This window comes from Agromyces humi (genome assembly GCF_009720255.1).
GTDB lineage: Bacteria > Actinomycetota > Actinomycetes > Actinomycetales > Microbacteriaceae > Agromyces > Agromyces humi.
Genome location: NZ_WJSP02000098.1, coordinates 1 through 10,670, shown reverse-complemented (window position 1 = coordinate 10,670; position 10,670 = coordinate 1). Strand labels below are relative to the sequence as shown.

Below are 10,670 nucleotides of genomic sequence, written 5' to 3'. Positions count from 1 at the left end.
TGCGCGGCATCCGCGGCGCGTGTTCGTCGAGGAATCCGGTGAGCAGGTCCCGGTCGACGCGCTTGCCGACCTCGCGCAGCATCCAGCCGACCGCCTTGTTCATCAGGTCCTCGCGGTCGTCGAGCAGCTGCTCGGCCGACGACGCCCAGGTGTAGCGGGCCGCGACGGCGACGGATGCCGCGGAGCGGCGCTCCCACTCCCCGTCGCGTTCGAGCGACCACAGCGCCGCGACGAGCGCCTCGGGATTGGCGGCGTCGAAGTACAGGGCGGCATCGCCGCCGATCTCCCGGAAGATCGGGATGTCGCTGACCACTACGGGCGTGCCGAGGCGCATCGCCTCGACGAGCGGGATGCCGAACCCCTCGGCTCGTGAGGCGTGCACGAGCGCGGTGGCGCCCGCGAGGAGGTCCGCGTACTCGGCATCCGTCACGCCGTCGTGGAAGACGAGGCGCGCCTGCGGGGCGAGCCGCGTCAGCCGTGCGCGCTCGTCGGCGCTGATGCGGCTGAGCAGGTGCAGCTCGTGGTCGGGCAGCGCGGCGACCGCCCGCACGAGGGTGTCGACGTTCTTGTAGGGCATGTAGGAGCCCATGTAGACGAGCCGGTGCCCGGCAGGTCGCACGCGCGGCAGATCGGGCACGGCGAGGTCGTCGGCGGCGTTCGGGATGACCGTGACCGGACGGTCGGTGAGGTGGTGCTCGTGGATGAGCCCCGCGGTGGTCGCGGAGACGGTGACCACGGCGTCGGCGCGATTGAGGAGCATCCGCTGCGGCCACCAGGCGAGGTGGTAGAGCCGCCACAGCAGCCGCACGGGTGCGGGAAGGTCGCGCGGCGGCGTGCGGTTCTCGTAGTAGATGAGGTCGTGCAGCGTGAGCAGCAGCCGGTAGTTGCGACCCCACGACCCCATGGTCTGCATGGGGCTGAAGACGAGGTCGGGGCGGAGCTTGCGCACCTGCAGGGCGACGAGCGGTTCACGGGGGCTCGTGGGCGAGCTCACGAGCTGCCAGGGCAGCGGGGGCAGCATGTCGAGCTGTCGGTGGTCGCTCACCAGCATGGTGAGCGGATGCCGCTTGCCGAGCTCGGTGACGATGCCCGCGGTGAAGCGGCTGATGCCGTCGTGCTGGCCGATGCGCACGTAGCGGCAGTCGACGACGATCCTCACGCGTTCGCTCCCGAGCGGAGAAATCGGAGGATGCGCGCCGCCGCGTCGCCCGGCGTCTCGTAGTGGATGAGGTGGCCGACCTCGGGAATGACCTCGAGCGTCGCGTCGGGGAAGAGCGTGACGAGGCGGCGCTGGGCGTCGAGCGGAGTGACATCGTCGCGCTCCGCCGCCACGAGCAGGGTCGGCACGTGGATGTCGGCGGCGACCTCGCTCACGTCGTTCCCCACCGACGCGCGGAACGCCTCGAGCACGGCGTCGCGGTCGCCGAACGCCGAGAAGTACCGGTCGTGCTGGTCGTGGATCCAGCGCCGCAGCGGCTTCGATCGGGTCTTGGCCATGGTGACGCTCATGACGCGCACGATCGCGCCGTTGCGCAGGAGGGCGAAGCCGGCGCGCTCGGGCAGCGCAGCGGCCGCTCGATAGTAGAGCACCGCGAGCCGGGTCATCACGCCGCGCGGGCCCTCGAGGGCGGGCGCGCCGATCGGGTTCACGAGCACGAGCCGCTCGGGCGCGAGCCCGCGCGCCACGGCGTTGGCGGCGATGATCGAGCCGAACGAGTGGCCGAGCAGCGTGTAGGGCCCGTGGATGCCCGCCGCCGTGATGAACGCCCCGAGCCAGTCGGCGTACGCCTCGATGTCATGCGGCCGATCGGCGAAGACCGCCGAGGACCCGAAGCCGGGCAGGTCGGGCGAGAGGATGCGGAAGCCCGGCAGCTGTGCGACGACGGGTTCGAGGCCGTGGTGATCGCCGCGGAATCCGTGCACGAGCACCAGCACCGGGGCATCCGCCCGGCCGTACTCCCACCACGCGGTGTCGGTGCCGTCGACGTCGGTGCGGTGCTCGCTGACGGGGATGCGAGCGAGCTGCTCGGCGTACGGGGAGTCGATCATCCCCGACATTCTACGGCGGGCCGCCTGGGCGTCGTCCCGCCTGTCCACCGCCGATCTTCGCCCCCGCGGGTCGCTCCGCGGCTCTGACGGTGGGCCCGCATAGCCTTCGAACCATGGATGCCACGAGCAGCGCCCGCTGGGCCGACACCCTCGCCGTCTTCGACCTCGAGACCACCGGCATCGACGTCGACACCTGCCGCATCGTGACCGCCCACGTGGGCGTGATCGGCGCCGACGGCGAGGAGCTCGAGCGTCACGAGTGGCTCGTCGATCCCGGCGTCGAGATCCCCACGGCCGCCTCGCTGATCCACGGCGTCACGACCGAACGCGCTCGGCTCGAGGGTCAGTCGCCGGTGTCGGCCGTGGCCGAGATCATCGCCACCCTCGCGGATGCCGCGGGCCGCGGCCTCCCGATCGTCGCGTACAACGCGGCCTACGACCTCACCCTCCTCGAGCGCGAGGCCGAACGGTACGGGCACACTCCCCTGCCCGGACCCGGACCGGTGATCGATCCTCTCGTCATCGACAAGGCGATCGACCGCTACCGGCGCGGCAAGCGCACCCTCTCGGCCACGGCCGAGCACTACGGCGTCGCGCTGCCGAACGCCCATGACGCCGGCGCCGACGCGGTCGCCGCGGGTCGAGTCGCCCAGGCGATCGTCCGCGCGTTCCCCGAGCTGTCCGCCATCGCGGTGGGCGACCTGCACGCACGGCAGGTGGACTGGTGTCGCGAGCAGGCAGAGAGCTACCAGGCGTACCGCCGCGCCAACGGCGACCCCGAATTCACGACGTCGGGCGCCTGGCCGGTGCGCCGTGCCACCGCGGTCGCTGAGGCGCCGCTCGTCGCCGCTGCCGGGCCCGCCTCAGGTGTCGCCGTCATCGACGGCTTCCCGCCCACGACGGATCCCGACGCGCTGTTCTGAGAACGTCACGGTCGCCGCACCGCACCGCGGGCACGACGAAGGGCGGACGACCGAAGTCGCCCGCCCTCGTGCGGCAGGATTACTTGCCGAAGTTCTTGAAGCGCTGGTTGAACTTCTCGACGCGACCGGCCGAGTCCATGATGCGCTGCTTGCCCGTGTAGAACGGGTGCGACTCCGACGAGATCTCGACGTCGATCACCGGGTAGGTGACACCGTCGAGCTCGATCGTCTTGTCGCTCGACACGGTCGAGCGGGTGAGGAACGTGGCGCCCGAAGCGAGGTCGCGGAAGACGACGGCGTTGTAGTCGGGGTGGATGTCGGTCTTCATGGAGACTTCCTTGTTGAATGGATGGTGGATTCGCACCTGCCTCGCGGACAGGAAAGCACTCGGCCCATGGGCCAACAAACAATTCTAGCAGAATCGCAACGGTCGAACGTCAGGCGGCGCGCGCGGCGTATCGGCCGTCGGCCTCGGTCAGGCCGATCTCGATGCCGAACGTCTCGGTGAGCGTGGCCGAGGTGAGGGCCTCGGCCAGCGGTCCGGCTGCGACGATGCGCCCCTTCGAGAGCAGCATCGCGTGGGTGAAGCCCTGCGGGATCTCCTCCACGTGGTGGGTGACCATGATGATCGCGGGCGAGGCCGGCGACGACGCGTAGCCGCCGAGCAGTCCGAGGAGCTCCTCCCGTGCGCCGAGGTCGAGGCTCGCGGCCGGCTCGTCGAGGAGCAGCAGCTCGGGGTCGGTCATCACCGAGCGCGCGATCTGCACGCGCTTCTGCTCGCCGTCGGAGAGGCTGCCGAAACGTCGCCCGGCGAAGCCCTCGAGGCCCCACTCGGAGAGCACGCGCTGGGCGCGACGGAGGTCGATCTCCTCGTACTCCTCGTTCCACCGCCCGGTCACCGAGTAGGCGGCCGTCAGCACGACGTCGAGCACCGTCTCGTTGCGCGGGATCTTGCGCGCCATCGCCGTCGACGCGAAGCCGATCATGGGGCGCAGCTCGAACACGTCGACCTTGCCGAGCGACTCCTGCAGCACGTCGGCCGTGCCCTTCGTGGGGTGCATGGCCGCGGCGGCGATCTGGAGGAGCGTGGTCTTGCCCGCACCGTTCGGGCCCAGGATGACCCAGCGTTCGTCGGAGTCGACGCTCCACGTCACCGAGTCGAGGATCGGATTCCCGTCTCGAACCACCGACACATCGCGGAACTGCAGCACCGTACTCGCCATAATCACCAATGCTATCGGGACGCGGACAGCGCTTCCGCCCGCCCGGGTCGGTCATGCGCCGACGCGCGACACCTGATGGGCGTCAGCCCCCGAGCACGCGGCGGTAGAGGTCCCGGGTGCGCTCGGCGATCGCGTCCCATGCGAAGTGCTCCTCGGCGCGCCGTCGCCCGGCCTCGCCCATGGCGCGGGCCGTGACGGGGTCGCTGACGACGCGCGTGAGGGCGGCGGCGAGGTCGGCGACGAAGGCGTCGGGATGCACCGGCGTGCCCGTGCCGTCGTCGGCCTGCTCGATCGGCACCAGCACCCCGGTCACGCCATCGTCCACGACCTCGGGGATGCCGCCGGTGGCCGTGCCCACGACGGGAGCCCCGCACGCCATGGCCTCGAGGTTGACGATGCCGAGCGGTTCGTAGACCGACGGGCACACGAACGCGGTCGCGGCGGTGAGCAGGGCCGTCAGCTCGTTGCGCGGCAGGTGACGGTCGATCCAGACGACGCCCCCGCGCTCGGCGCGCAGCTCGTCGACGAGGGCGGTCACCTCCGCCATGATCTCCTCGGTGTCGGGCGCGCCGGCGCACAGCACGAGCTGCACGTCGGCGGGCAGCATCCGGGCCGCGCGGAGCAGGTACGGCAGGCCCTTCTGGCGCGTGATGCGGCCGACGAAGATGACCGAGGGGCGATCGGGATCGAGCCCGAGGGATCGCGCGAGGTCGGGGTCATGGTTCGGCTTCCAGTCGGTGAGGTCGATGCCGTTGTAGACGACCTCCACCCGCGCGGGGTCGATGGCGGGGTACGCGCGCAGGATGTCCCGGCGCATGCCGTCGCTCACGGCGATGACCGCGTCGGCGTCCTCGAAGGCCGTGCGCTCCACCCAGGAGGACAGCCGGTAGCCGCCGCCGAGCTGCTCGGCCTTCCACGGGCGCAGCGGCTCCAGGCTGTGCGCGGTCACCACGTGCGGGATGCCGTGCAGCTTCTTCGCGCTGAACCCGGCGAAGTTGGCGTACCACGTGTGCGAGTGCACGAGGTCGGCGCCGGCGGCATCCCCCGCCATCAGCAGGTCGACCCCCATGGTGCCGAGCGCCGGATTGCGCCCGTCGAACTCGGCCGGGGTGGCGTAGCCGAAGGTGCCGGGCTCGTCGCGGGGAGCGCCGAAGCAGCGGACGACGACCTCGAGGTCGCGACGAAGCGCTCTGACGAGCTCGGCGACATGCACCCCCGCTCCCCCATAGACCTCGGGCGGATACTCGCGGGTGAGCAGGTCGACGCGCATGCCCTAACGGTAGCGCAGCGCTTCTGCAATGGTCGGACTCCGTCGCCCGGAAACCGTCGTCGCCTGACTACGCTGGGTCCATGGCCACGTGCAAGGTATTCGGCATCGTGCTCGCTGGGGGCGAGGGCAAGCGGCTCATGCCCCTCACGGAGGACCGGGCCAAGCCCGCGGTGCCGTTCGGGGGGCAGTACCGCCTCGTCGACTTCGCGCTGTCGAACCTGCTCAACTCGGGGTTGCGCCAGATCGTCGTGCTCACGCAGTACAAGTCGCACAGCCTCGACCGCCACGTCTCGCAGACCTGGCGCATGAACGGCCTGCTGAACTCGTACGTGGCCTCCGTGCCCGCGCAGCAGCGCCTCGGCAAGCGCTGGTTCTCGGGCTCGGCCGATGCGATCCTGCAGAGCCTCAACCTGATCTACGACGAGCAGCCCGACATCATCGTGGTCGTCGGCGCCGACCACGTGTACCGCATGGACTTCAGCCAGATGATCGACGCGCACATCGAGTCGGGCCTCGCGGCCACCGTCGCGGCGATCCGCCAGCCGATCTCGCTCGCCGACCAGTTCGGCGTCATCGAGGTCGACGAGAAGCGCCCCGATCACATCCGCCGCTTCCTCGAGAAGCCCAAGGACCCGGTGGGCCTGCCCGACGCGCCCCACGAGGTGCTGGCGTCCATGGGCAACTACGTCTTCAACGCCGACGCGCTCATCGACGCCGTGCTGCGCGACGGGGAGCGCACGGATTCGAGTCACGACATGGGCGGCGACATCATCCCCGCGTTCGTCGAACAGGGTGCCGCAGGCGTGTACGACCTCCGCCGCAACGACGTGCCCGGGTCGACCGATCGCGACCGCTACTACTGGCGCGACGTGGGAACCATCGATTCCTTCTTCGAGGCGCACCAGGACCTCATCTCGGTGCTCCCGGTCTTCAACCTCTACAACCGCGAGTGGCCGATCTTCAGCCAGCAGCTGAACTCCCCGCCTGCCAAGTTCACGCGGGATGCGCGCGGTTCGCTCGGCACGGTGATCGACTCGATCGTCTCGCTCGGCTCGGTCATCTCCGGCGCGCACGTCGAGCGCAGCGTGCTCGGACCCTGGGCGATCGTGGGATCGGGCGCGCACGTCGCCGACTCGATCCTGTTCGACCGGGCCCGCATCGAGGCCGGCGCCACCGTGCAGCGCGCCATCCTCGACAAGGAGGTCGTGGTCGAGGCCGGCGCGCACATCGGCGTCGACCGGGCGAACGACCTGGCGCGCGGCTTCATCGTGACCGACAGCGGCATCACCGTGGTCGGCAAGGGCTCGCGGGTGCGGGCAACCGCGTGACCGCAACGGCAGCCGGCCGCGCGAGCGGCCCCCTCGTCGTGCTCGACGCCGATTCCACGCTCATCCGCGAGGAGGCCATCGAGCTGCTGGCGGATGCCGCGGGCAGCCTCGCCCTGGTCACCGAGGTGACCGAGCGTGCGATGCGCGGCGAGCTCGACTTCGCCGCCAGCCTGCGCGAGCGCGTCGCGACGCTGGCGGGGCTCGACGTCGCAGTGTTCGAGCAGGCGCGACGGCGGATGACGCCCACGCCGGGCGTGCAGGAGCTCATCGACGGCGTGCACGCGGCCGGCGGCCGCGTCGGCGTGGTCTCGGGGGGCTTCCACGAGCTGCTCGACCCGCTCGCCGAACGGCTCGGACTCGACTTCTGCCGCGCGAACCGCCTCGAGGTCGACGGCGGCCGCCTGACGGGGCGGGTCGACGGGCCGATCGTCGACGCGCACGGCAAGGCGGCGGCGCTCGAGGAGTGGGCGGCGGCCAGCGGCATCCGGCTCGAGCACACGATCGCCGTCGGCGACGGCGCGAACGACCTCGAGATGCTGCGCGCCGCTCGGCTGGGCGTCGCGTTCTGCGCGAAGCCGGTGGTGCGCGAGCGGGCGGATGTCGCGATCGACGCGCCCGACCTCGGTGCCGTGCTGCCGCTGCTCGGGCTTCGCGGCTGAACCGCTCGCCCGCGCCGTGTGCGGGTCGGGCTGGGAGCTTCCTCCGAACCCCGACCGCCTCGCCGGCCCCGACGTACCATGTGGCCATGTCCGGACGCATCGTCGCACGTGCATTCACCGCTACCGCACTGGCCGGAGTCCTCGCCATCACGGCGGCCGGGGCCGCGAACGCCGCGAGTCCACCCCCACGGGTGGGCGCGGACGACGTCGTCGCCCTGCCGAACGGATTCCAGCCCGAGGGCATCACGATCGCCCCCGGCGGGACCGGCTACGTCGGGTCGCTCGCCGACGGCGACGTCTTCGTCTTCGACGTCCGAACGGGCGAGGAGCTGGACCGGCTCGAGGGACCGGGCACGCCGTCGGTGGGCCTGAAGGTCGACCAGCGGGGGCGGCTGTTCATCGCCGGCGGACCGGCCGGTGACGCCCGAGTGGTCGACGCGGAGACCGGCGTCGTGCTGAAGTCCTACCAGCTGAGCACCGGTCCGGCGTTCATCAACGACGTCGTGCTGACGCGGGACGGCGCCTGGTTCACCAACAGCTCGGCGCCCGTGCTGTACTTCGTGCCCGTGAGCCCGTCAGGCGAACTGGCGGATGCCGCGGTACCCGTGCCCCTCACGGGCGACTGGGAGCAGGTTCCGGGCTTCAACGCGAACGGGATCGCCGAGACACCCGATCACCGGGCGCTGCTCGTCATCCAGTCGGCAACGTCCACCCTCTACCGGGTGGACCCCGACACCGGCGCGGCCACCGCGGTCGACCTCGGCGGCGCAACCCTGCCGAACGGCGACGGCCTGCTCGTCGTCGGGAACACGCTCTACGTGGTCCAGAACCAGTTGAATGCGGTCGCGGTCATCCGGCTGGATGCCGACGGCACGAGCGGCACGGTCGTCGACCGGCTGACCGATCCCGACTTCGCCGTGCCGACGACCATCGCCAGGTTCGGCTCGGGCCTCTACCTGCCCAATGCGCGCTTCGGCACGCCCGCGACGCCCACGACCCCCTACGACGTGGTCCGGATCGACCGCTGACCCACTTCATGCACCCCTTCGCGCGATGACCGGGCGACGTCGATGCTCAGGACCCGGTCGACGCGGCGAACTCCTCGATGAACAGGGTCTGCGCGACGATCATGCGCTCGATCTCGCCGGGATCGACCGACTCGTCCGAGGCGTGGATACGCGACCGCTCGGTGTCCTCAGCGCCCCACAGCACGATCGCCGCATCGGGGGCGACCTTCTTCAGTGAGGCCACCAACGGGATCGACGCGCCGCTGCCGATCGACTCGACCGGCGCCCCATAGGCCTGCGACAGGGCGTCCTTCGCCGCCACGATCGCCGGATGGGCCTCGTCCACGGCGAACGGATTTCCCACCTTCACACGCTCGACGACGACCTCGCAGTTCCACGGGCGCTGTGCGCGCAGATGCGACATGAGCGCCTCGAGCTGGGCCTCGGCATCCGATCCCGGGATGACCCGCATGGAGAGCTTGGCCGTCACCTCGGGGAGCAGCACGTTCGACGCCTCGGCCGTGTTCGGCAGGTCCATCCCGAGCACGGTGACCGACGGCTTCATCCAGATGCGGTCCGAGAGCGTACCGGTGCCGAGGAACTCCACGCCCGGCAGGATCGACGAGCCGTCGCGATAGACGTCCTCGTCCATGTCCGCGCCTGCCCAACTGCCCCGCTCCACGCCGTCGATCACGGTGTCCCCGTGCTCATCGTGCAGGGTGTCGAGGATGCGGACCATCGCCGTCATCGCGTCGGGCGCGGCGCCGCCGAACATCCCCGAGTGCACCGGATTGGCGAGCGTGCGCACGGTCACTGTGCACGCCACGTCGCCGCGCAGCGCCGTCGTGAGGCCGGGACGTCCTGGAGCCTGCGGACCGATGTCGGCGATGACCGCGGCATCGCAGGCGAACAATTCGGGATTCGACTCGACGAACGCCTCGAGGTGGGAGATCGTCTCCTCCTCACCCTCGACGAGGATCTTGACATTGCAGGGCCGGTCACGCCCGAGCAGCTTGACCGTGGCGTAGTGGATGACGAGGCCCGACTTGTCGTCGGCCGCGCCTCGGCCGTAGATCCTTCCATCGTCCTTGGTGGTCGGATCGAACGGCTCGCTCGTCCAACCCTGGCTCTTCGGCGCGGGCTGCACGTCGTAGTGCGCATAGAGCAACACGGTCGGCGACCCGGCCGGTCCTGGAAGGTCGGCGTAGACGCATGGATAGCCGTCGGGGACCTCGAGCAGCCGCACACCGTCGGCGCCGGCGGCCTCGAAGAGTTCCACGACAGCCTCCCCCATGCGGTGGACGGGCTCCGCATCGAATCCCGGGAACGCCACCGACGGAATGCGCACCAGGCCCTCGAGCCGTTCGATCACGTCGGGCATCAGTGCCGCGGCATCCGTGGCAGTCGTTTCTGACATTGCTCCTCCTCGGTGCAGGGAACGGTCGATGCGGGTCAGGACGGGATGACGAGTTGGATCACCAGGCCGGACACCACGACGGCGACCCACGAGACGAGCATGGGGATCGTGAACGAGTGCCACACCACGACCTGGGTGAGTCTCGTCGATCCGGTGCGGTCGGTCTCGACCGACGCGATCTGCCCGCCGTTGGCCGGGAACAACCAGACGCCGATGAGCGACGGCCACATCGCGGTGATGATGCCCGGGGCCAGGCCGGCGGCGATGGCGATCGGGATGAGCGTGTTCGTCGTCGCGGACTGGCTCGTCGTGAGACCGCAGACGAGGAACAGCGCGACGGCGAGGAGGAGCGGCTGCGCCTCGATCATCGCGCCGAGCGGCTCGATGATCGTCTCCTCGTTCGCGGAGATGAACGTGTCGGCCATCCAGGCGATACCGAAGAGCGCCACCGCGGCGACGAAGCCGGCCCGCAGCAGTGGCTGTTCCACGACCAGCGAGGGCTTCACGCGCCGCACGAGGATGATGACGAGCGCCACCGTGAACATGACCATCTCGATCACGATCGACATCGAGATCGGCACGAGCTCGCCCTCGTCGTTCTCGAACGCGGGACGGAGCCCCGGGAACAGTCCGAGCGCGACGACCAGCAGTGTGCCGGCGATGAAGATCCACGCGGCCGTGCGGCCTCCCGGCGGCACCGGGTGCTCGATGGCCGCAGGCCGGTCCGCGCTCGTGCGCGGCGCAGCGGGCGCCTCGGGCGTCGTTCCGCCTGCGGTCGCGGTGGCGGGCTCGCG

Annotated in this window: 11 protein-coding genes; 4 read left to right on the top strand and 7 right to left on the bottom strand. The window is 70.6% G+C overall.

Annotated elements, in window-relative coordinates; translation table 11 throughout:
• A partial coding sequence (locus GH736_RS10285; RefSeq protein WP_159602840.1) for a glycosyltransferase family 4 protein occupies positions 1-1,159 on the bottom strand: 1,159 nt, incomplete at its 3' end.
• Positions 1,156-2,049 (bottom strand): alpha/beta fold hydrolase, encoded by an 894-nt coding sequence (locus GH736_RS10280; protein ID WP_407922335.1) that lies wholly within the window; start codon positions 2,047-2,049, stop codon positions 1,156-1,158. The genes GH736_RS10280 and GH736_RS10285, both read right to left, overlap by 4 nt.
• Before the next feature lie 113 nt (positions 2,050-2,162).
• On the opposite strand from GH736_RS10280, the gene GH736_RS10275 reads away from it, so the two are divergent.
• Positions 2,163-2,972 (top strand): exonuclease domain-containing protein, encoded by an 810-nt coding sequence (locus tag GH736_RS10275; RefSeq protein WP_159602838.1) that lies wholly within the window; start codon positions 2,163-2,165, stop codon positions 2,970-2,972.
• A 79-nt stretch (positions 2,973-3,051) separates the two neighbouring features.
• On the opposite strand, the gene GH736_RS10270 is transcribed toward GH736_RS10275, so the two are convergent.
• The 3 genes from GH736_RS10270 to glgA all read right to left on the bottom strand — a co-directional run bounded on the left by GH736_RS10270 (position 3,052) and on the right by glgA (position 5,465).
• Positions 3,052-3,300 (bottom strand): type B 50S ribosomal protein L31, encoded by a 249-nt coding sequence (locus GH736_RS10270; RefSeq protein ID WP_122936417.1) that lies wholly within the window; start codon positions 3,298-3,300, stop codon positions 3,052-3,054.
• A 109-nt stretch (positions 3,301-3,409) separates the two neighbouring features.
• Positions 3,410-4,195, bottom strand: coding sequence for an ABC transporter ATP-binding protein (locus tag GH736_RS10265; RefSeq protein WP_159602836.1), 786 nt, complete (start codon positions 4,193-4,195; stop codon positions 3,410-3,412).
• An 82-nt stretch (positions 4,196-4,277) separates the two neighbouring features.
• Positions 4,278-5,465, bottom strand: a complete 1,188-nt coding sequence (gene glgA, locus GH736_RS10260; protein WP_159602834.1) for a glycogen synthase — start codon at positions 5,463-5,465, stop codon at positions 4,278-4,280.
• Between the two features lie 80 nt (positions 5,466-5,545).
• Here glgA and GH736_RS10255 point away from each other — a divergent pair, with 80 nt between their 5' ends.
• The 3 genes from GH736_RS10255 (at position 5,546) to GH736_RS10245 (ending at position 8,480) form a co-directional block, all read left to right on the top strand.
• Positions 5,546-6,793 (top strand): glucose-1-phosphate adenylyltransferase, encoded by a 1,248-nt coding sequence (locus GH736_RS10255; protein WP_159602832.1) that lies wholly within the window; start codon positions 5,546-5,548, stop codon positions 6,791-6,793.
• The gene (gene serB / locus GH736_RS10250; protein ID WP_235933972.1) at positions 6,790-7,452 is read left to right on the top strand and encodes a phosphoserine phosphatase SerB; all 663 of its coding nucleotides are present in this window, start codon (positions 6,790-6,792) and stop codon (positions 7,450-7,452) included. Before GH736_RS10255 ends, serB begins: the two co-directional genes overlap by 4 nt.
• Before the next feature lie 86 nt (positions 7,453-7,538).
• Positions 7,539-8,480, top strand: coding sequence for an SMP-30/gluconolactonase/LRE family protein (locus GH736_RS10245; RefSeq protein ID WP_159602830.1), 942 nt, complete (start codon positions 7,539-7,541; stop codon positions 8,478-8,480).
• Between the two features lie 46 nt (positions 8,481-8,526).
• Here GH736_RS10245 and GH736_RS10240 read toward each other — a convergent pair whose 3' ends face one another.
• Complete coding sequence (locus GH736_RS10240) at positions 8,527-9,876, bottom strand: M20/M25/M40 family metallo-hydrolase (RefSeq protein WP_159602828.1); 1,350 nt, start codon at positions 9,874-9,876, stop codon at positions 8,527-8,529.
• A gap of 35 nt (positions 9,877-9,911) precedes the next feature.
• A partial coding sequence (locus tag GH736_RS10235) for an anaerobic C4-dicarboxylate transporter family protein (RefSeq protein ID WP_328596833.1) occupies positions 9,912-10,670 on the bottom strand: 759 nt, incomplete at its 5' end.

Excerpts from the sequence above, each read along its gene's own strand:
- GH736_RS10245 (WP_159602830.1), top strand. The coding sequence starts at position 7,539 with ATGTCCGGACGCATCGTCGCACGTGCATTCACCGCTACCGCACTGGCC.
- GH736_RS10280 (WP_407922335.1), bottom strand. The coding sequence starts at position 2,049 with ATGATCGACTCCCCGTACGCCGAGCAGCTCGCTCGCATCCCCGTCAGC.
- GH736_RS10265 (WP_159602836.1), bottom strand. The coding sequence starts at position 4,195 with ATGGCGAGTACGGTGCTGCAGTTCCGCGATGTGTCGGTGGTTCGAGAC.
- GH736_RS10240 (WP_159602828.1), bottom strand. The coding sequence starts at position 9,876 with ATGTCAGAAACGACTGCCACGGATGCCGCGGCACTGATGCCCGACGTG.
- glgA (WP_159602834.1), bottom strand. The coding sequence starts at position 5,465 with ATGCGCGTCGACCTGCTCACCCGCGAGTATCCGCCCGAGGTCTATGGG.
- GH736_RS10270 (WP_122936417.1), bottom strand. The coding sequence starts at position 3,300 with ATGAAGACCGACATCCACCCCGACTACAACGCCGTCGTCTTCCGCGAC.
- GH736_RS10275 (WP_159602838.1), top strand. The coding sequence starts at position 2,163 with ATGGATGCCACGAGCAGCGCCCGCTGGGCCGACACCCTCGCCGTCTTC.
- GH736_RS10255 (WP_159602832.1), top strand. The coding sequence starts at position 5,546 with ATGGCCACGTGCAAGGTATTCGGCATCGTGCTCGCTGGGGGCGAGGGC.